Origin of the sequence: Rhizobium sp. CG5 (genome assembly GCF_023701945.1) — a bacterium.
GTDB lineage: Bacteria > Pseudomonadota > Alphaproteobacteria > Rhizobiales > Rhizobiaceae > Allorhizobium.
The window spans coordinates 14,332-33,585 of sequence record NZ_JABAEF010000025.1; the positions used below are offsets into that span (position 1 = coordinate 14,332).

Annotated in this window: 19 protein-coding genes; 8 read left to right on the forward strand and 11 right to left on the reverse strand. The window is 59.0% G+C overall.

Annotation, left to right across the window (positions count from 1 at the left end):
- Window positions 1–46: 46 nt before the first annotated feature.
- The 3 genes from HGO38_RS27530 to HGO38_RS27540 are packed head-to-tail and all read right to left on the reverse strand — an operon-like array spanning window position 47 to window position 2,025.
- Window positions 47–607 carry a helix-turn-helix domain-containing protein gene (locus HGO38_RS27530; protein ID WP_250959011.1) on the reverse strand — a complete coding sequence of 187 codons (561 nt, stop codon included), beginning with the start codon at window positions 605–607 and terminating at the stop codon, window positions 47–49.
- Window positions 604–1,545: a PDR/VanB family oxidoreductase gene (locus tag HGO38_RS27535; RefSeq protein WP_250959012.1), complete on the reverse strand. Its 942-nt coding sequence runs from the start codon at window positions 1,543–1,545 to the stop codon at window positions 604–606. The genes HGO38_RS27530 and HGO38_RS27535 overlap by 4 nt, the downstream gene beginning before the upstream one ends.
- Entirely contained in the window at window positions 1,546–2,025 is a 480-nt protein-coding gene (locus HGO38_RS27540; RefSeq protein WP_250959013.1) for an MOSC domain-containing protein, read from the reverse strand.
- A 351-nt stretch (window positions 2,026–2,376) separates the two neighbouring features.
- Here HGO38_RS27540 and HGO38_RS27545 point away from each other — a divergent pair, with 351 nt between their 5' ends.
- The 7 genes from HGO38_RS27545 (at window position 2,377) to HGO38_RS27575 (ending at window position 9,040) form a co-directional block, all read left to right on the forward strand.
- On the forward strand, window positions 2,377–3,579 hold the full coding sequence (locus tag HGO38_RS27545) for an ABC transporter substrate-binding protein (protein ID WP_250959014.1): 1,203 nt from the start codon (window positions 2,377–2,379) through the stop codon (window positions 3,577–3,579).
- Window positions 3,580–3,593: 14 nt separating this feature from the next.
- Complete coding sequence (locus HGO38_RS27550) at window positions 3,594–4,454, forward strand: carbohydrate ABC transporter permease (protein WP_250959015.1); 861 nt, start codon at window positions 3,594–3,596, stop codon at window positions 4,452–4,454.
- Window positions 4,454–5,329, forward strand: coding sequence for a carbohydrate ABC transporter permease (locus HGO38_RS27555; RefSeq protein ID WP_250959016.1), 876 nt, complete (start codon window positions 4,454–4,456; stop codon window positions 5,327–5,329). The genes HGO38_RS27550 and HGO38_RS27555 overlap by 1 nt, the downstream gene beginning before the upstream one ends.
- Window positions 5,330–5,333: 4 nt before the next feature.
- Window positions 5,334–6,401, forward strand: coding sequence for an ABC transporter ATP-binding protein (locus HGO38_RS27560; protein WP_250959017.1), 1,068 nt, complete (start codon window positions 5,334–5,336; stop codon window positions 6,399–6,401).
- 1 nt (window position 6,402) lies between these two features.
- Complete coding sequence (locus HGO38_RS27565) at window positions 6,403–7,179, forward strand: sugar phosphate isomerase/epimerase family protein (protein ID WP_250959018.1); 777 nt, start codon at window positions 6,403–6,405, stop codon at window positions 7,177–7,179.
- Between the two features lies 1 nt (window position 7,180).
- Window positions 7,181–8,317, forward strand: a complete 1,137-nt coding sequence (locus HGO38_RS27570) for a Gfo/Idh/MocA family protein (RefSeq protein WP_250959019.1) — start codon at window positions 7,181–7,183, stop codon at window positions 8,315–8,317.
- Between the two features lie 96 nt (window positions 8,318–8,413).
- Window positions 8,414–9,040, forward strand: a complete 627-nt coding sequence (locus HGO38_RS27575; RefSeq protein ID WP_250959020.1) for a 2-hydroxychromene-2-carboxylate isomerase — start codon at window positions 8,414–8,416, stop codon at window positions 9,038–9,040.
- A 137-nt stretch (window positions 9,041–9,177) separates the two neighbouring features.
- Here the strand turns inward: HGO38_RS27575 and HGO38_RS27580 are convergent, their stop codons facing one another.
- The 6 genes from HGO38_RS27580 to HGO38_RS27605 all read right to left on the reverse strand — a co-directional run bounded on the left by HGO38_RS27580 (window position 9,178) and on the right by HGO38_RS27605 (window position 15,088).
- The gene (locus tag HGO38_RS27580) at window positions 9,178–9,960 is read right to left on the reverse strand and encodes a GntR family transcriptional regulator (protein ID WP_250959021.1); all 783 of its coding nucleotides are present in this window, start codon (window positions 9,958–9,960) and stop codon (window positions 9,178–9,180) included.
- A gap of 72 nt (window positions 9,961–10,032) precedes the next feature.
- Window positions 10,033–11,079: an AbrB family transcriptional regulator gene (locus HGO38_RS27585; protein ID WP_250959022.1), complete on the reverse strand. Its 1,047-nt coding sequence runs from the start codon at window positions 11,077–11,079 to the stop codon at window positions 10,033–10,035.
- Window positions 11,079–11,915 carry a tripartite tricarboxylate transporter substrate binding protein gene (locus HGO38_RS27590; protein WP_250959023.1) on the reverse strand — a complete coding sequence of 279 codons (837 nt, stop codon included), beginning with the start codon at window positions 11,913–11,915 and terminating at the stop codon, window positions 11,079–11,081. Before HGO38_RS27590 ends, HGO38_RS27585 begins: the two co-directional genes overlap by 1 nt.
- A 128-nt stretch (window positions 11,916–12,043) precedes the next feature.
- Window positions 12,044–13,027 (reverse strand): isocitrate lyase/PEP mutase family protein, encoded by a 984-nt coding sequence (locus HGO38_RS27595; RefSeq protein WP_250959024.1) that lies wholly within the window; start codon window positions 13,025–13,027, stop codon window positions 12,044–12,046.
- Window positions 13,008–14,522: a tripartite tricarboxylate transporter permease gene (locus HGO38_RS27600; RefSeq protein WP_250959025.1), complete on the reverse strand. Its 1,515-nt coding sequence runs from the start codon at window positions 14,520–14,522 to the stop codon at window positions 13,008–13,010. Before HGO38_RS27600 ends, HGO38_RS27595 begins: the two co-directional genes overlap by 20 nt.
- A gap of 11 nt (window positions 14,523–14,533) precedes the next feature.
- On the reverse strand, window positions 14,534–15,088 hold the full coding sequence (locus HGO38_RS27605) for a tripartite tricarboxylate transporter TctB family protein (RefSeq protein WP_250959026.1): 555 nt from the start codon (window positions 15,086–15,088) through the stop codon (window positions 14,534–14,536).
- 135 nt (window positions 15,089–15,223) lie between these two features.
- On the opposite strand from HGO38_RS27605, the gene HGO38_RS27610 reads away from it, so the two are divergent.
- On the forward strand, window positions 15,224–16,159 hold the full coding sequence (locus HGO38_RS27610) for an isocitrate lyase/PEP mutase family protein (protein ID WP_250959066.1): 936 nt from the start codon (window positions 15,224–15,226) through the stop codon (window positions 16,157–16,159).
- A gap of 140 nt (window positions 16,160–16,299) precedes the next feature.
- Here HGO38_RS27610 and HGO38_RS27615 read toward each other — a convergent pair whose 3' ends face one another.
- Both HGO38_RS27615 and HGO38_RS27620 read right to left on the reverse strand, forming a co-directional pair.
- Window positions 16,300–17,646, reverse strand: a complete 1,347-nt coding sequence (locus tag HGO38_RS27615) for an SLC13 family permease (RefSeq protein ID WP_250959027.1) — start codon at window positions 17,644–17,646, stop codon at window positions 16,300–16,302.
- A 92-nt stretch (window positions 17,647–17,738) separates the two neighbouring features.
- Complete coding sequence (locus HGO38_RS27620) at window positions 17,739–19,253, reverse strand: malonate--CoA ligase (RefSeq protein ID WP_250959028.1); 1,515 nt, start codon at window positions 19,251–19,253, stop codon at window positions 17,739–17,741.
- Window position 19,254 lies beyond the last annotated feature (1 nt).

Consider the following 19,254-nt stretch of genomic DNA (forward strand, 5'->3'; position numbering starts at 1 on the left):
CGCGGGCCGGTAGAGCTCCACGTTTGCGCGTTGATGTCTCGCTATGTCAGGCCTGACCGCGCCCGACGACGACGAGGGCAGAAGAGGGTTGATCGCCAACCCTGCGAACACGATGCGGCAGGTGGCCGGGAAAAATCAGGCTGTCGCCTTCGTCGAGAACAAAGCCCCGATCCGGAAACCGGATCTCGATAGAGCCGGACAAGGTCAGCAGGAATTCCTCGCCCGCATGTGCCGATTCCGGCCGGTGGGCTGTAAATTCGGTCTCCGGATGGATGATAAAGGCGCTCAAGGACGAGGAATTGCCGCTCAAGGATTGCAGCATGCCGCCGCCCTCTTCGCCACCGATTGGAACGCGCTCGCTTTTGCGTGTGACATGGATCACGTCGGAAGCGATTTGCTCTCCGAGCAGTTCTCCCATCGGGACGCCCAAGGCTTCCGAGAGCTTGAGCAATGTCGCGACGGTTGGAGACTTCATGCCACGCTCCAGGCGAGACAAATAGCCTTTGTCGGTCGCTGCAAGAGTTGCCAGTGCGTCGAGCGTCAAGTTACGTGCCTTGCGCAGTGTCTTGATTCTCATGCCAAGCGAAGTTTTTGCCGCCAAAATCATAAATCAATCACCAAGCGTTCCGATGCGCAGCCCGAGACGCAGGACAGGAGATGGGTCATCCTGCGGTCCGGCGACAAAATAAGATCCCTGTGGACGGGGTCACCCTGAAGCCAGGCCAGCTCGCATACCCCACAGATACCGCCCTCACACGAACTATCGACCTTCTTGCCGATGCGAAGAAGCGCTTTCAACAGGCTTTCGCCGCTGCCGACCTCCGCCGTCACGCCCGATTTCTTCAACTCGACGGTGTATGGGCGGGCATTGGCAGCCGGGGCGAGTTTCGGGGGGAGGAAATACTCGATCTGGGCATGGTCTTGCGGCCAGGCCATCGTCTGCTCCTGAAATGCATCGATCATCGACTGCGGCCCGCAGCAATAGGCTGCAACCGAAGCATCAGGCTGAGCCAGAATGTCCGAAAGATTCGGGCGGCGGCCGGTCGAGGTGTCATAGGTCCTCAATCGTCCGTGGTCGATCCAGCCTTTGTAGTCCTGAACGATGTCCATCGGGCCACGATGGAGAACATGGAGCTGCCAATCAAGACCAAGTCGTTCCAAAACATGCGCCATCGACAAGAATGGCGTGATCCCAATGCCGCCGGCGATCATGATGTGCCGTGTTGCGCTCTCGACAATCCTGAAGCCCGTTCTGGGGAATGATGAATAGACGATGGCACCCTCTGTCAGCTGCTCATGCAACCAGACGCTGCCGCCGCGGGATGTCTCTGAGCGTTTCACCGCGATCTGCCACTGGTTTTCAACGGCCGGATCCCCGCAGAGACTGTAAACCCGGGTTCCGACGTCAGGGATATGAACCTCGATATGTGCTCCTGGGCGCACAGCAGGCAGCCGCCACCTGTCCGGGTCGCATAGCGATAGCCGGCGCACGCCGCCGCCCATATCGTCGATCCTATCGACCTTCAACGTAATCAGTTGCGGCATTTAGGCGGGCCTTATCTCGTCTTCGAGGCGAATGACGCCGCCAATCAAAATGCGGCAGTTCAATCCGGATCTGTGGACCATGGGATTGAACACCGGCTTGCCGAGAATCTCCTCGATATGCTTGCAGGGAACCGACAGCCGGGTTGCCTCAAAAAGGCACTCGCCGACATAAAAGCGGCGATGGACGAGCCAGTTCAAGGGTACGCCCCTGGTGGTCACATTGCGCCGGTGATCTTCAGGCCGCATCGTGATCTTGTAGTCGCGCTCTATCGCATCGAGCGTCTCGGCTTCAAAAAAGGTGATCTGGCGACCGTCCTCCGGCTTCTGCGAGTAAAAACCTTCCTCCCGGCCAAGGCAATAACGGTCCCCGGCAATGCCTTTGCCAGCGATGAGCTCCAGTTCGTTGTCCGAACTCATGGGCAAAAATGCCCTAGGTGTTTTGTGTAAGCCGATTACCCGGCCATTCCATGCGTGGGTCATAATCTCTGATGCCAAGTGGACAATATGTTGTCTTAAGGACATAATTTATAAATCAGAAGCAGGCAAGGCACGATGACCATTTTCTTGTGGTGACTCGATCGGGGCACTCGTTGTCACCGCTAGAGACCAATTTTATAGGGTAAGGCGATATATCTATGCAGATATATCGATTGCAATGATGGGATTGTCTCTTTATGCGCAGAAACAACATGTTGTCTATTTTCCAAATTTTTTGGTTGCTTTTGGAATTTTGTTGATCCTTAATCCACCCAGACGGCAAAATAAAAAAGGGAACATGTGATGAAATGCAGCCTCTTTAGAAGTCGCCTGTTTGCAGGCGCATGTCTGGCCATGACCGGTCTGTCGGTCCTGCCGACATTTGTTTTCGCACAAGAAGCAGACGTCATCCACTTCTGGACATCCGGGGCAGAGGCAAAGGCGGTCAAAGCCATTGCCGACGCCTACACCCAGAGGGGTGGGAAATGGATCGATAGCGCCGTTGTCGGCGGTCCTGCTGCGCGTGCCGCCGCCATCAACCGCATCGCTGGCGGAAACCCTCCGACGGCCATGCAGTGGACCAGCGTGCTTGCGCTTCGCGACCTCGCAAGCCAGGATCTGATCGCCTACCTCGACGACGACGCTGCAAAGGGCAACTGGAAGGCTGTGCTTCCTCCCCTTCTGTATGACCGGATTTCCTATGACGGCCATGTGATAGCGGCGCCGCTGAACATCCAGGCGTCCAACATGATGTTCTACAGCACCAAGATCTTCGCCGACCTGAAGATCGAACCTCCCAAGACTTGGGACGCGTTTTTTGTTGTCGCCGATAAGATCAAGGCTGCGGGCCTGACTGCGTTGGCGATCGGTATCCAGCGCCCCCAGATGCATTACTTGTTTCAGTCGGTCCTTCTGGGAACTGGCGGCAGTGATCACTATCGCAAGGTCTGGGTCGATCACGACACCGATGCGGCCGCTGATGCCAGCACGGTCAAGGCCTTCGAGGTTCTGCGCGGCCTGACCAACTACGTCGACTCCGGCAGCCCGAACCGCAAGTGGAACGATACGTCCTATTTGGTACAGAAGAACCAGGCTGCTATGCAGATCATCGGCGATTGGGCCAAGGCAGAGTTCGTCGTGGCCGGCATGACGCCGGGCAAGGAGTTCGGCTGCACGCTCGCGCCTGGTAACGAGAACCATCTCATCACGATCGTCGATCTGATGGCTTTCCCGGCATCCGACCAGAAAGCAGCACGTGAGAAGCTTGTCGACACGGTGATGGATCCGGCAGTCCAGGTATCGTTCAATTCGATCAAGGGCAGCTTGCCGTCGCGCACCGATGCGAAGATTGCCAATCTCGATATGTGCGGTGCGCTGACCGAGAATGTCGTGCGGCAATCACCACAGAACCTCGTGCCCGGCTATTCCGGCGTGTTCAGTGGCGATACCGAAGGTGCGATCGGCGATCTGATCGTTCAATACTGGAACGACCCGAAAATCACTGCGCAGGACGCTGCAAAGAAGCTTGCCGACATCCTGAGCAAGATCGACAAGTGATCGCTGGGAAGATCATGTCAATACGAAATTTGCAGGCCAAGCTGGCGGTATTGCCGACGGTTGTCGTCATTGCGGTATGCTTCCTCGGAAGCATTTGCTGGACCGCCTACATCTCGCTGACCCGCTCGGGTATCATGCCGAACTACACGTTCGTCGGCTTCCAGCAATATGTCAGGCTGTTTTCCACCGAACGCTGGATCGTGTCCTTCGGCAACATGTTCATTTTCGGCGGCCTCATGGTCGCCGGAACCCTTGTCCTCGGCGTCGGCCTGGCGATCATGATCGACAGCAAGATCCGGTTCGAATCCATATTTCGCACGATTTTCCTCTACCCCTTGTCGCTTAGCTACATCGTCACGGGTCTGATCTGGCAATGGCTGCTGACGCCGTCGATCGGGGTGCAGCAGTTCGTTCGCAGCCTCGGCTGGGAAAGTTTTACGTTCGACTGGATCATCCAGAAGGATTACGCGATCTACACGCTCGTTTTTGCGGCAGTGTGGCATCAGGCTGGCCTTATCATGGCCATCATCCTGGCCGGACTGCGCGGGGTGGACGAGGAAATCTGGAGAGCCACCAGGCTCGACGGCATCTCCAAGGCCCGGGTTTATGCCCAGGTGGTTCTGCCCATGCTGAAGCCGCTGATCATGACCTGCGTCGTCCTGCTGGCGATCGCCGTTGTCAAAAGCTACGACCTCGTCGTTGCCATGACCGATGGCGGCCCTGGAAACTCATCGGATCTGCCAGGTCGGTTCGTCATCGACTACACGTTCGAACGCGCCAATCTCGGCCTCGCCTCGGCTGCCGCGATCACCATGCTGATCACCATTGTCGCGGTCATAACCCCATTGTTCTACACCAGGAAGGGGCAGCAGTAATGGCGACATTCGACCGTACTGCCGGGTCGCCATTGGCCTACAAGCTGGCGATCTATGTGATCCTTATTCTCGTCGCGGCGGCATTTCTGCTGCCCCTATTCGTGATGGTCGTTACCGCTCTCAAGCCGATGGATGAAATCCGATCCGGATCGATCTTCTCGTTGCCGGTGCAGCCGAGCCTCGATCATTTTGGCAAGGCCTGGTTTTCGGCGTGCTCAGGCCTTTCCTGTTCGGGCTTAAGCGAAGGGTTCTGGAACTCGATCAAGATCGTGGTTCCTGCAACGGCGCTTTCGGTGCTGGCGGGCGCCGTAACCGGATATGCCCTAGCGATGTGGCCGTTCCGCGGGGCAAAGGCTGTGATGACGGCGTTGATGATCGTCGCATTCATTCCCTATCAGGTGATCCTCTATCCGATCGTGCGGATCTTCAGCACGGTCGGCCTGTACAACTCGCTGCCCGGCATCATCCTTATTCACATCATCTTCGGACTTCCGGTCATGACGATGATCTTCAAGAACTATTACATTGGCCTGCCGCAAGAACTGATCAAAGCGGCGCGGATCGATGGTGCCGGGTTCACGAGGATCTTCGTGAGCATCATCCTTCCAATGTCGCCGGGCATTCTCGCAGTCACGACGATGATGCAGTTCACCGCCATCTGGAACGACTACCTGCTTGGCCTGATCTTCGCGGGTCGTGACAACCTGCCGATGACGGTGCAGCTCAACAACATCGTTCACGTCTCCATGGGCGAGATCGAATACAACGTGAACATGGCTGCCACGCTTCTGACGGCGCTGCCTCCGCTCCTCCTCTATCTCCTGTCCGGCCGCTATTTCGTGCAGGGCATCACCGCTGGCGCGGTCAAAGGATAACCCGATGTCTGGAATTTGCATCAAGGATCTCAACAAGTGGCACGGCCCGCTGCACGTGCTGCAGTCCATCGACCTTCAGATCGATCCCGGCGAGTTCATCGTCCTGCTTGGGCCCTCGGGTTGCGGCAAGTCGACGCTTCTGAACGCCATCGCCGGCCTCGAGCCCATCAATAGCGGTTCGATTGACATCGGTGGCACCGATGTCACCGACGTTGATCCGAGCCGACGCGGCATTGCAATGGTGTTTCAATCCTACGCGCTCTACCCAACCATGTCGGTGCGAAAGAACCTGTCCTTCGGCCTGACGGTCAACAAGGTCCCCAAGGCCACGATCAACGAGCGTGTCCATCGCGTTGCCAAGATGCTGCAGATCGAATCCTACCTCGACCGCAAACCTGCCGCCCTGTCCGGCGGGCAGCGTCAGCGCGTCGCCATCGGCCGCGCTCTCGTTCGTGAATCCAGCGTCTGCCTGTTCGACGAGCCTCTGTCCAACCTGGACGCCAAGCTGCGCACCGAGACGCGGGGCGAACTCAAGCGGCTGCATGCCTCTCTGGGTGCGACAATGCTTTACGTCACGCATGACCAGATCGAGGCGATGACCTTGGCAACCCGCGTCGCGGTCATGAAGGGTGGCAGGGTCGAACAATATGCGCCGCCGGAGGAACTCTACGAGAGGCCGGCCACGCTTTTTGTCGCGGGCTTTGTCGGCTCGCCTTCCATGAGCTTTCTGCAGGCGACGCTCAACAGCGACCGGACGCTCGATTTTGGCAGCCTGTCTCTCGATATGGGAGCTTATCCCTTTACCGCGCCGATGTCTGGCAAGGTCGTCCTCGGCTTGCGGCCCGAGCATATAACAATTGTCGAGGACCCGAGCCAACGGGGGATCGACGTGACGACCTTGTTTATCGAGCCGATGGGCGCGGACACGCTGTGCTGGTTCGAGGTCGAAGGCCAGAAATTCTCCGCACGGCTGAACCCGGTTCTTGCCCGTACACTCGGCAAGACTGCGCGCGTTCAGTTCGCACTCGAACGCGCGTCGTTGTTCGATGCCGCCACTGAAAAAAGGATTTGAAATGACCAAAGGCACTGCAGAACCGACACTCTCCGTCCAGCTTTATACGCTGCGGGAACTCGGCGAACTGGACCTCATTCTGGATGCCGTCGAGGGCGCCGGATATCGCAATGTTGAACTGATCGGCACTCATCTGGATGACGCCGGGGGTCTGGCGGCAAAGCTTGCTGCCCGGGGGCTCTCTGCATCGTCCAGCCATGTCAGTATGGCGGCGCTGCGCGAAAAACCGGAGGCCATCCTCGATGCGTGCCACACGCTCGGCTTCGAGCACCTGTTCATGCCCTCGGTGCCGGCGCCGGAGAGACTGTCGCCAGCCGCCTATTGGCAGGATCTGGGCCTGGAACTCGGCAAGCTTGCAGACCGTTTCGCCACATCCGGCATTCGGCTCGGTTATCACAATCACAATTGGGAAATGGTCGAGAAGGAGGACGGCCGGATCGCCCTCGACATCCTGTTCGATGCCGCAGGCGCCAGCCCGCTTTCATGGGAGGCCGATATCGCCTGGATCGTTCGCGGTGGGCTTGATCCGCACAAAGTGGTGCCGCAGCACAAGGGCCGTATGGCCGCCGCTCATGTCAAGGACCTGGCTGCGGATGGCCAGAACCTCGATGAAGCGGGCTGGGCCGATGTGGGCCATGGCGTGCTCAACTGGACCAAACTGTGGCAGCTCTGCCTCGACAACGGTGCCGGCCTGATGGTCGTCGAACATGACAAGCCGCTCGATCCGGTCAAGTCCGTCACCAACAGCTTCAACTATATCACGCGCAAAAAGGTTTGACATGCAAGCGACGACGATTGGCATCATCGGATGCGGGGTCATCAGCAATTCCTATTTGACGGGCGCTGCACGGTCCAAGATTCTCACCGTCAAGGGTGTCGCCGACCTGCGCCGCGAGGCGGCCGAGGCAAGGGCTGCCGAACACAATTGCCAGGCGATGACGGTCGAGGAACTGCTGGCAGATCCCGAAATCGAGATCGTCATCAACCTGACGATTCCTGGTGCTCATGCGGAGATCGACGGCAAGATCATCGAGTCGGGCAAGCACGTCTATTCGGAAAAGCCGTTGGTCGCCAGCCTGGGCGATGCAAAGCCGGTTCTGGACGCGGCCGAAGCCAAGGGATTGCGTGTCGGCTGCGCACCGGACACCTTTCTGGGGGCAAGCCACCAAGCCTGCAGGCGGGCGATCGATGACGGCCTGATCGGCAGGGTGATCGGCGGCAGTGTCTGTGTTGCAACGCGTGGCATGGAACACTGGCATCCCGATCCTCGCTTTTTCTACAAGCTGGGCGGCGGTCCGCACCTCGATATCGGGCCCTACTACATCACCCAATTGGTCAATCTGCTCGGCCCCGTCGCCTCGGTTTCGGCGATGGCGACCAAGGGGTTCGAGACGCGCACGATTACCAGCGACGCGCTGAACGGCACGCAGTTCGAGGTCGAGGTGCCGACGACGATCAATGGCAGCCTGCTGTTCAGGTCCGGCGCCAATCTAGCGATCACCACATCCTGGGATGTGATGAGCACAAGGCGGCCGGGCATCGAAATCTACGGCACGGAAGGCAGCCTGCAGAACCCCGATCCGAATTTCTTCGGTGGCGTTCCTGAAGTCGCGGTGCATGGTGAGCCGTGGAAGGCATTGGCGACCGAGGAGTTCGCTTTCGGCACGAACAACCGCACCACCCGGGCGGGGCGCGAGGTTGCCGATTACCGCATCATCGGCCTCATCGACATGGCGGCGGCGATCCGGGAAAAGCGCGAGCACCGCGCCAACGGCAAGCTGGCCTTGCATGTGCTTGAAGTGCTCGACGCGCTCGAAGAGTCATCGCGAACCGGCATGCATGTCAAAATCGGCAGGCTGTGCGAACAGCCATTGCCTGTGTCGAAAGGCCAGGACGAAAGCGTGTTTCTCGGCTGAATTTCATTTTCGCGAAACAGCATCAACGATGTTGGACGGGCGGCGGTGCGGGTAGTGCCCCGCCACCGAGAACCTGCGACCAAAGGGTAAGGGACGATGGCGACCGACCGCATTGAATACTATTTCTGGATCAACTCCGACTGGGCCTATTTCGGAAACCCGCGCCTTGCCGAGATTGCCGAAAAATACAGTCTCGCGATCGATTATTATCCGATCGATTTCACGACTGTCTTCGACAGGACGGGTGGACTGAAGCTGCCTCTGCGCGCAAAAGAGCGGCAGGACTACCGCTTGCTGGAGATGGTGCGCTACCGCGACATTCTCGGCATGCCGATCAATCTTAAGCCGAAATATCCGGCAACAAACGCGCAACTTCCGTCGTTTTTTGTGATTGCCGCGCAAAAGCTGGGTCTGCCGCTGCATGCCCTCGTCCACCGGATTATGATTGCCCGCTGGGTGGAAGACCGCAACATCGAGGATATGGCCGTCCTGACCGACATCAGCGACAGCCTCGAATTGCCAACCAGGGAGATTGCCGCCCTTTCGAGCGCCGTGGAGATCAGCGAGACGTACTTCCGATATACCGAGGAGGCGATCGGCAAGGGCGTGTTCGGTGCGCCGTTCTATTTCTTCGATGGAGAAGGGTTCTGGGGACAGGACAGGCTTGAGCTGCTGGAGAGGAAAATCCAACTGTCCGGCCTTCCTGTAAAACCTGAAAAATAAACCTTCGCGATCGGCGGAAGCGGTGATCCAAGCCGCGGCACGCCTTGTCTCATCAGCCTCGGTTCAAGCATCAGGATTTTCTTGCAGACGGCTTGCGAAAGTCCCGCAGGATGAAGGCATTGCCGCTACCCATTGCTTCAGAAAATTTTGTGCTTTGCGTCTGCGACATTCGATACTCGCTTGCGCCTGCCGGTGGGTGTTGCCGTGGCTTCTAGCGCAATATCGCGTTGCATGGCCTCGACGCGGCGTTTCCTGGCGCTGGCGATGTGGCGGCGCATCATGATTTCGGCGAGATCAGCATCCCGGTCGACAATGGCGTCGTAGATGCGCTTGTGCTCCACCACGGCACGCTGACGCAGCTCGAAGCTGTCATTGCGGCTGCGATAAAGGCGCAAAAGCGGATAGAGTTCTTCACAGAGCAGCTTTATCAGCAGATCGTTCTGGCTGGATTGGGCAATCTGGAAATGGAAGTCCCTGTCGACGGTGCCCAGCGCATTGTGTTGCCCTGGCTCCAGCCCTGCAAGCCCGGCCTCGTGGTGTTCGATCGTTTCACGCAGCCTGACGAAATCGGAAGGCGTCATTTTGATCGCCGCTTCTCGCGCAGCAAGGCCTTCCAGCATTTCGCGCACACTGAAGAGGGAAGACAGTGTTTCCGGGGTGGCTTCGGTCACCCGCGCCCCCTGGTTTGCGGTACGAGTTATCAAACGACGCTCTTGAAGCCGATGCATGGCTTCTCTGAGCGGACCGCGACTGACGCCGAACCGTTGGGCCAGCGCCGGTTCGCTGATTTTCGAGCCCAGAGGAATTTCCCCCATGAGAATGGCCTCGGTGAGTTGGTGAAACAGTCGCTCAGCCAGGGTTCCCTCTGCGTCCATGCCGCCGTGCTGAATATCCGCCGTCTGCATCTTGATGTGATCCATACCCAATGGCTGCCTCATGTCGTCTTGGAGCGCAATATTACGGTCGTTTGGCCGGTTTGATAAGCCTTGACGTCAATTGCGATTGCCTGCCAGCAGGCGATGAATGGAGGGACCTGCAAGCACAACGTAAATTGTGCGAAAGACATGGCAGGTCACGACGAATGCGACTTCGATATTGGCTGCAAAGGCGATGATGCTCATCTCAGCAAAGCCGCCGGGCGCAAAAGCCAGAAACAACGCGGCAAATGATTGATGGACGAGAATGCTGGTGGCCTCTGCGGCCGCGAGCGCCAGACCGATGAGGATCGAGGTCCAGAAAACGCCTTGTATCAGAGCAAGACGTGCTTCGTGAAACTTGATGCCGGCAAATCGCGCGCCGGTGATGCAGCCGATGATGACCTGCATCCCGGCCACCAGCCACGCAGGTGGGGCAACGGCGGTTATCGCCACGCCATGGGCACAGGCGCTGAACAGCAAAGGCATGATCATGATACCGCCAAAAGAGCGCAAGGGACGCCCCGCCACGTATCCAAGTCCCGCGCATGCCAGCAAGATCAGCCAGTCGGCGGCGCTGGCAGAGGTGCGGTCGGCAACGGGTGCGGCGCCCCTCGCGAGATTGACATCCGTCATCAACATCAAGAGAATCGGTACGACAGACACGACGATGATGATGCGGACCGAATGAACGAGCACCAGCTTGCGGACATCTGCGCCGAACTGCCCGCCCAGCAGTGTCATTTCGCCAAGCCCACCCGGCATGGAGGCGAAAATGGCGGTTGAGCGATCATAGCCAAGCCGACGGAAAAAATAGAAGCCGCAGGTGGTGACCAGTAGAAAGAAGATGACCAGTATCGGCACCAGAACCCACCAACTGGTGATCGTCTGCGCGACCACTGGCGTGAATGCGCTTCCGGCCATAACGCCGATGACCGGGCGCGCGCCATCGCGGAAAATGGGCGGTAAGACCCGGCTTCGGTCGTAGAAGGAAAGAAGTGCTGCCCCGAACATCGCTCCCAATGTCCAGGGCAGTGGAAGATGGAGCAGGCGGAACAGAAGTCCGCCTGCAACCCCCGCTGCCAGGACCAGCAGGACAGTGAGGGTTTTTGCCCTGAGAGGCATCAATTGGCAGCCAATCCCAATGCGCTCAGGATTTCTTTGGCACTGGCCGTCTCTTTCTGGATGAAGGCCTGATAGTCTGCCTCATTCAGATACATGTCGAGCCAGCCGCGTTCCTGTAGGATCTGTTTCCAGCGTGGTGTTTCTTTCATCTTCTCGACAAAGTCCGAAATTGCTTTGGCCTGGGCCTCATCGAGGCTTTTGTGGACCGAAATACCGCGCCAATTGGCGAAGACAACGTCGTAGCCGAGTTCGCGCAGGGTTGGTGCATCCACGCCCGGTAGACGTTCAGGCGAGGCTACGGCGAGAATCTTCAACTTTCCGGCCTGGACCTGCGTCAGGAAGTCCTGCAGCCCGCCGCCCACAACCGTTGCCTGACCGTTCAACGCCGATACCACGACCTCGCCCGTGTTCGGGTGCGGAATGAAGTTGACCTGCTTTGGCTCTAGGCCAGCCTGTTTTGCAAGGCGAGCGAAGAAGATGTTTTCGGTCGATCCGGGCGATCCGCCACCCCAGGCGACGCTTCCCGGATTGGCCTTGAACGTCTCCATCAGATCCTTGAAGGACTTGAGGTCGGAATCGGCGCGCGTCGCGATCACCTCATATTCGCCTGCCAATCGCACCAGCGGGCGCACATCTGCCAGGGTTACAGGTGTCTTGTTGGTCAGCGGGAAAAACACTGTACCGGCACCTTGCACGACGATGGCGTTGCCATTGCCTTCCTTGCTGGTCACGAATTGCGAGATCGCGACAAAGCCGCCGCCGCCGGGGATGTTGGTGACTTTGACGGACGGCGCCAACTTTTCGAGGCGAACCGTCTCTTCGATGGCGCGCGCCACCTGGTCCAGCCCGCTGCCCGGTCCGCCTGGCACGGTCACATCGAGGTTTTTGATACTTTGCGCTCCGGCTTGCAATGCCGGCATGGCAAGAGTGGTGGCAAAAGCTGCCAGTAACAGTCTGCGTGAGATCATCGAACGTTTCCTCCCATGTCGATGGTTGCTGAAAAATGTGTGGTGGACTGTGCGCTGTGGCGCTGCACAAGACCCGCGGCCTCCTCCCGAAACCTGATCTCATTGGCGATCATGCCATTGAGATTGACGAGTTCATTGTAGTCATCGAGCGGCATAAGCCCGGTTTCGACCGATGCCAGCGAGCCTCCGGCGGCAAGCGATCGCAAAGTCGCATCAACCGCGTGCGCGGCGGCAAACAGCGATATCGATGGCATGCTGATCGTGGCGACACCTTGCGCCTTCAACGCCGCGATATCCGTGAAGCGCTGCCGCGCCGCTTGAGAAAGCGTTGCCATAAATTCGCAAGGGATCTCTTCCATGCAGCGGGCAATTTCCTCCGGCCTGTCCACCCCTTGCGGCTTGGCGAGATCTGCGCCGGCTTCGAGATAGAGCTTGCAACGCATGATCGCTTCATCAAGTCCGAGAGTGGAACGGGAATCCGTGCGTGCAATGATGACGAGGTCAGGATCGCGGCGGGCGGCGACGGCTGCACGAATTTTGGCGACCATTTCTTCCACCTGAATGACATCCTTGCCTGGCAGATATCCGCAGCGGTTGGGAAAGCTCTGGTCGCCGAGCATGATCGCCGAAACGCCTGCCGTCTCGAAACTGCGGACCATCTGCGTCACGTTATGCACATCCCCGAAGCCGGTATCGGCATCGACGGAGACGGGGATATTCACCGCCGCGCAGATGCGACCGTAATGCTCCGCATAATCGCGCATGTTGGACTGCCCCATATCCGCGCCGGCCATCATCGTGCCGATGGCGGAAAACCCACCGCCACCGATCAGCTTGAAGCCTGCACGTTCGGCAATTCTGGCCGACAAGGCATCGTAGACGCCGGGCATGACGTGTCCTGCGCGGTCACGGATGAGTTTTCGATATTCGGCTCTAGGCGACATTGTGACTTCCGTTTGTTCAAGGGGCCGGGGCACCACCGGGCGCCGGGTCGTTGGAGCGGCGAAGGCGCATGAGAGTTGGGACAAAGATGATCGCGGCTGCCAGGGCCAGCATGACGGCCGAGGCGGGATGGGTCAGAAACACCGTCCAGTCACCCTGACTAATGGCAAGCGAACGGCGCATCTGTTGTTCGATCATCGGTCCAAGAATGAGGCCAAGAATGCAGGGCACGATCGGGACCTCCAGAACCCGACAGAAGAAGCCTATGATGCCGATGAGCCAAAGCAGGAAGAGATCGACCGCATTGCCGTTGATGCTGTAGGTGCCCAGCGATGCCAGCACCAGAATGCCGCCATAGAGCCAGGGCTTGGGGATCGACAGCAGCTTGACCCAGATGCCCACCATCGGCAGGTTGAGGATGAGCAGCAGCACGTTGCCGATGTAGAGGCTGGCAATCAGACCCCAGACCAGATCACTATTGCTTTCAAACAGCATCGGGCCGGGTCGCAGGCCATATTGCTGGAAGGCGGCAAGCAGAACTGCAGCTGTCGTGGAGGTTGGCAAGCCGAGCGCCAGCAGTGGTGACAATGCACCAGCCGCAGAGGCATTGTTGGCGGCTTCCGGCCCGGCGACGCCTTCGATGGCACCCTTGCCGAATTCTTCCGGCTTACGGGACAGCTTCTTTTCCAGCGTGTAGGACAGAATGGTCGGCAATTCGCTCCCTCCGGCGGGAATGGCGCCGATCGGGAAGCCGATGAGAGTGCCACGCAGCCAGGGCTTCCAGGATCGCGACCAGTCCTCCCGGCTCATCCAGATCGATCCCTTCAATGCATGGATCTTGTCGGCGACGCCGCCTTCGCGTGCCGCGACGAACAGCGCTTCGCCCACAGCGAACAATCCGACGGCAACGACGACCGTATCAATCCCATCCAGGAGTTCGATGATGCCGAAGGTAAAGCGTTCCTGCCCTGTTTGCGGGTCAAGGCCGATCGAGCCGAGAAACAGCCCGAAGCACAGGGCGGCGATCCCTTTGCCGATCGAGCTGCCCATGACGGTCGTGACCGTCGCGAGCGACAATATCATCAACGCGAAATAGTCCGGCGCCGTCAGCATGAGCGCGACGTTGACGAGAAGCGGCGCCGCGAAGGTAAGGCCAATCGTTGCGATCGTTCCGGCAACGAAAGAGCCTATTGCAGCGGTGGCCAATGCCTGGGCGCCGCGACCCCTGCGGGCCATCGCATTGCCATCAAGCGCCGTCATCATTGCGCCGGCTTCACCCGGCGTATTCAGTAAGATGGATGCCGTGGAGCCGCCATACTGGGCGCCGTAGTAGATTCCGGCGAACATGATGAAAGCTGATATGGGATCGAGGCCAAGCGTGAGCGGCATGAGAAGCGCCACCGTGGTTGCCGGGCCGATACCCGGCAGCACGCCGATTGCGGTTCCCAAGGTTACGCCCAGCAGCGACCAGCCGACATTGGCGGGGGTCAGGGCAATGGCAAAGCCATTCATCAGATCGAAAAATGTATCCATTTTGGCCGGACCTACTGATTGGCAGGGAGAATCGGCGCAAGAATGCCGAGCGGAAGATCGAGGCCGAGCCCCCAGTTGAAGGCGAAAAGAATCAAGGCCGACAGCACCAAGCCGAAGAACCCATTCACGACCAGCCGGCGATTGCCGAACGCCCAGGCACCGGACGTGAAGACAATGGCCGCCATCGGCACCCATCCAACGCGCTTGATGAGCAGGGCTTCGACAAGCAGGGCGGCAGAGATGACGATGACCGGCCAGAAATTGTTTCTCTCTTGGTCATCGGTCGGCTCTGGATCGACGCTCATGCTTTCGAGGCCGATCATGATGGCGGCAATCACGAAGCCGCTGCCTATGATCATGGGAAATACGGCAGGGCCTACGGCGTCGTAGCCAAAGCCGCCTTTGATCGTGCGAGCGGTCAGGAATACCGCGACGCCGATCGCGAAAATTACAATGCCGAGTATGGCGGCTGGCCAATTTCTGACAGTCATAGCTCCTCCCATGCCGTCAATCAAAGTCTGCTGAACTAAGTCGATGAGATAAAATCTGTCAACACATTTAAGCATTGAAGGCGAAAAAATCCTTCAGAATGGCTAAAATGGCTATATATGTTGACATATAAGCTGCCCTATGGGACAGAAGCCCTCTGAGGAACAGGGAGGATAGAAATGCATCTTCGCCCCGAGGTCATATCCGGTCGCATGAGTTCAGAGCTTAGGCGCCAGCTGCGGGAAGACCGCAAACCGCTTGTCGGCATTTCTGGTGCAACACCGCACCATGCCCAACTGACGGAAGCCGCAGGCTTTCGCCTGTTTTTCCATTCCGGATCGCAGGCAGCCGCCCATATCATGGGTATGCCGGACGCCGGCCTCATGACGCTGACGGAGGCGACCGATAACATCAGGCGCATCTGTCAGTCGATTTCCATTCCGGTTATTGCCGATTGCGAAACGGGTTTCGGCAATGTGGTGAATACCACGCGCGCCGTGCATGAGTTCATCACTGCCGGCGTCGCGGGCTTTTTTCTGGAAGACCAGACATTTCCCAAGCGCTGCGGCTTCACGAAGGGCGTAGAGGTGGTGTCGATATCTGAGGCGAGCGCCAAGTATCGGGCCGCCTGCGCCAAACGCGACGATCTTGATCCGGACGTTGTCGTCATCGCCCGAACGGATTCGCGGGCTGCCGTGGGCGGAAGCGTCGATGAAGTCTTGCGCCGCTGCGAGGCCTATCTAACCTGCGGTGTCGATATGCTGATGGTTATGGCATTGCAGAGCCGCGAAGAAATGCAGCGCGTATTGGAGGCTTTTCCGGAGGTCGCGATCTACATCAATGCAAGTTCCGTGAAGCCTGCGCTGTCGACGGCGGAATATGAAGCAAGTGGCGCTGCGGTCTACAATATTTCCATCTCGAAGGTCTCTCAATTGATGATGGAAGCCTTCCTGCGGGATTGCCGTGAGCGGCAAGCGGATGCGTTCAACGATTTCATGGAGACGCAGAAGCAATCGAAGCTCGGCACCTTCTCCTATCTGGAACTGACCGGCTTTCCGGCGGTGCTGGACATCGAGAAACGTTTTCTACCCGAAGAAAGGCTGGCCAAATATGCCGGTTCGTTGGGGGAATACGATCCAAGGGGATAAAGGATTTGGTCGGCGGGGCTGTGAAGCATCGGGATTGAACATGCCAATCGGCAATGTCGAATGGGTTTCTCTCCTCAACCAGCTCGTCTGCGTGCCGAACAGGATCCGGCACGCAGACGTTACTGTGACCGAACCCGCACTCAGACCAGGCCTGGCACCACAAACACAAGCCAGGCGACGATCGGGCCGATGATGGCGATGAGCGCACTGTAGATCAGCAATTGCCGCAGCACCTGCGGTCGCCGGTCATCCGGCGCGTTGGCAACCACCAGCGCGCCATTGGTGGAAAACGGGCTGGTATCGACGATCGTCGTGGAGATGGCGATGGCCGCGACGACCCCGACGGCGCTGATGTGACCTTGCAGAAGGAACGGCACGGCGAGTGGAATAATGGCGCCGAGCAGTGCGGTCGATGAGGCGAAGGCCGAAACGATGGCACCGGTAAAGCAGAGCAGCAGCGCCACCAGCAGCGGCATGCCGAGGCTCGAAATGCCATGCGCCACGTAGTCGACGGTGCCTGCCTTTTCCATCACGCCGACATAGGTGATAATGCCTGAGATCAGCAGCACCGTGGACCAGCTGACCTTGTCGATTGCAGCCTTCTGCGTCGTTGGAGACAGCAGCGCAAGCACCACCGCGACGGTCATTGCGACGAGGCCGACGTTGAACTTGAAGACCAGCGCGCCGATGCCCAGCGCGGTCAACCCGACCAGGGTCATGATCCGTTCGCTGTTCAGGCGCAGCGTTGTCGCGGTGTCGGCCGCCGTGCCGTAGGCATGCTCCCGGATCGGCTTGGCAGGTGTGCCGCCGTGGCCGCGGATTGCTTCCGTCACGCCTTCCGGATGCAGTTCCGGCAGAGGGCCGAGTGATGCGGATGCCTGCTTCAGCACCTTGGCGCCGCCGAAGACGAAGAAGACCAACACGGCAATCGCCAGGTTGAAGAAGAAGCTGGACAGGAACAGCGACGTCGGCGCCAAGGGCAGGCCGGCCTTTGCAACGATCTGGTTGGTGATGCCGCCGTAGATACTGATAGGCGAAAAGCCGCCAGCCTGCGCACCATGGATGACCATCAGGCCCATCATGACAGGATGGATACGGTACTGCACGGCAAAACTGAGGGCAACGGGCGCAAGGATGGCGACCGCCGCAGGCCCGAGAGCGCCGAAGCCGGTGATGATGGCGGCGACGAGAAACATCACCCAGGGGATGAGGCCGATCCGGCCGCGCACCATGCGCACGGCGCCTTCGACGAGCCAGTCGATCGTGCCATTGATCTGGGCTATGCCGAAAAGATAGGTGACGGCGACAAGCGTCAGGAACAGGTCACTTGGAAAACCGGCAAAAATATCGTTGGTTTTCATGCCGATCACCATGGTGCCGAGCACGAAGGCGCCGGCAAATGCCAGTGCGCCCATATTGATCGGCTGGATCGTCGCGATGATGAACATCGCAATGAGCAGCCCTATGGATAACAATTCTATACCCATGATTCCCCTCCCTCCGGCGCCTCCAGCGCCTTAGTCGTTGTTTTCGAATTGATGTGGAATAGCGACGCCCTCCTCCCGAGAGCGCTGCCGGTCTATGTCCTCGTGTAGAGATCGGCGTATTGCTGGCGCAGGACGTTTTTCTGCACCTTGCCCATGGTGTTGCGCGGCAGGTCTTCGGCGAAAATCACCCGCTTGGGCTGCTTGTAGCGAGCGAGCCGATCCGTCAGCGCGCCGAGAACCTCTTTCTCGTCGAGCACGACACCGGGCTTGCAAACCACAACGGCCGTGACGCCTTCGCCGAAATCCGGATGCGGCACGCCGATGACCGCGCTCTCCACCACGCCGACGATCTGATCGATCTCGCCCTCGACCTCCTTCGGATAGATGTTGTATCCGCCCGAAATCACCAGGTCCTTGCCGCGGCCGACGATGTGGACATAACCCGCCGGATCGATCTTGCCCAGATCGCCGCTGATGAAGAAACCGTCGGCGGTAAATTCGGCGGCGGTTTTTTCCGGCATGCGCCAATAGCCCTTGAACACATTCGGCCCCTTGATCTCGATCATGCCGGTTTCATCGGCCGGCAACACCTTTCCGGTGGCCGGATCGGTGACGCGCACCGTCACTCCCGGCAGCGGGAAGCCGACGGTTCCGGCAATCCGTTCCCCGTCATAGGGGTTCGAGGTGTTCATGTTCGTTTCGGTCATGCCGTAGCGTTCGAGGATGGCGTGACCGGTGCGGTTCTTGAACTCGACATGGGTTTCCGCCAGAAGCGGCGCGGAACCGGAAATGAACAGGCGCATGGTCGAGACCGCGTGATGATCCAGCCGCGGGTTCTGAAGAAGGCGCACGTAGAAGGTCGGTACGCCCATCATAAGCGTCGCCTGCGGCATCAGCGACAGGACTTCGTCCGGATCGAATTTCGGCAGCAGGAACATCGATGCGCCGGACAGCAGGGTGACGTTGGTCGCAACGAAAAGCCCATGCGTATGGAAGATCGGCAAGGCGTGGATCAACCGGTCGTCGGCCGTGACCCGCCAGACGTCCCGCAAGGTCAATGCGTTGGAGAGGAGATTGCCATGGGTGAGCATCGCGCCCTTGGAGCGCCCGGTGGTTCCGGACGTATAAAGGATCGCGGCCAGATCGTCAGTCCCGCGCGAGGCGTCGACGAAATCAGGCTGCTCGTCCTTGGCAAGGTCCATCAGCGAGCCGCTGCCATCAGCGTTGAGCGTCTCGACGATCGCACCGTGTGGCTTGGCGACGGTCTCGACGCTGTCGCGCGTGGCGGCGGGCACGACGACGAGCCGGGGCTGCGCATCGCCGATGAAATAATCGAGTTCGTTGAGCGTATAGGCGGTGTTGAGCGGCAGGTAGACCGCGCCGCTGCGCAGGCAGGCGAGGTAGAGGATCAGGGCTTCCGCACTTTTGTCGACCTGAACAGCCACCCGATCACCGGGGCGGATGCCCAGGGCATCGATAGTGTTTGCGATCCGCCCGGACAGCGCCAGCACGTCCTCATAATTCCAGGAGCGCCCGCCATTCATCATGATGAACGGCGCATCGCTGCGGGCGGCCGCCTTTATGGCGTCGAAAAGATGGTTGCTCATT

Bases quoted from the DNA above. Each gene is read 5' to 3' on its own strand.
- HGO38_RS27535 (WP_250959012.1), bottom strand. From the start codon at position 1,545: ATGCCGCAACTGATTACGTTGAAGGTCGATAGGATCGACGATATGGGC.
- HGO38_RS27605 (WP_250959026.1), bottom strand. From the start codon at position 15,088: ATGCTTAAATGTGTTGACAGATTTTATCTCATCGACTTAGTTCAGCAG.
- HGO38_RS27610 (WP_250959066.1), top strand. From the start codon at position 15,224: ATGAGTTCAGAGCTTAGGCGCCAGCTGCGGGAAGACCGCAAACCGCTT.
- HGO38_RS27565 (WP_250959018.1), top strand. From the start codon at position 6,403: ATGACCAAAGGCACTGCAGAACCGACACTCTCCGTCCAGCTTTATACG.
- HGO38_RS27615 (WP_250959027.1), bottom strand. From the start codon at position 17,646: ATGGGTATAGAATTGTTATCCATAGGGCTGCTCATTGCGATGTTCATC.
- HGO38_RS27600 (WP_250959025.1), bottom strand. From the start codon at position 14,522: ATGGATACATTTTTCGATCTGATGAATGGCTTTGCCATTGCCCTGACC.
- HGO38_RS27580 (WP_250959021.1), bottom strand. From the start codon at position 9,960: ATGGATCACATCAAGATGCAGACGGCGGATATTCAGCACGGCGGCATG.
- HGO38_RS27585 (WP_250959022.1), bottom strand. From the start codon at position 11,079: ATGCCTCTCAGGGCAAAAACCCTCACTGTCCTGCTGGTCCTGGCAGCG.
- HGO38_RS27550 (WP_250959015.1), top strand. From the start codon at position 3,594: ATGTCAATACGAAATTTGCAGGCCAAGCTGGCGGTATTGCCGACGGTT.
- HGO38_RS27570 (WP_250959019.1), top strand. From the start codon at position 7,181: ATGCAAGCGACGACGATTGGCATCATCGGATGCGGGGTCATCAGCAAT.
- HGO38_RS27555 (WP_250959016.1), top strand. From the start codon at position 4,454: ATGGCGACATTCGACCGTACTGCCGGGTCGCCATTGGCCTACAAGCTG.
- HGO38_RS27545 (WP_250959014.1), top strand. From the start codon at position 2,377: ATGACCGGTCTGTCGGTCCTGCCGACATTTGTTTTCGCACAAGAAGCA.
- HGO38_RS27575 (WP_250959020.1), top strand. From the start codon at position 8,414: ATGGCGACCGACCGCATTGAATACTATTTCTGGATCAACTCCGACTGG.
- HGO38_RS27620 (WP_250959028.1), bottom strand. From the start codon at position 19,253: ATGAGCAACCATCTTTTCGACGCCATAAAGGCGGCCGCCCGCAGCGAT.
- HGO38_RS27530 (WP_250959011.1), bottom strand. From the start codon at position 607: ATGATTTTGGCGGCAAAAACTTCGCTTGGCATGAGAATCAAGACACTG.
- HGO38_RS27560 (WP_250959017.1), top strand. From the start codon at position 5,334: ATGTCTGGAATTTGCATCAAGGATCTCAACAAGTGGCACGGCCCGCTG.
- HGO38_RS27540 (WP_250959013.1), bottom strand. From the start codon at position 2,025: ATGACCCACGCATGGAATGGCCGGGTAATCGGCTTACACAAAACACCT.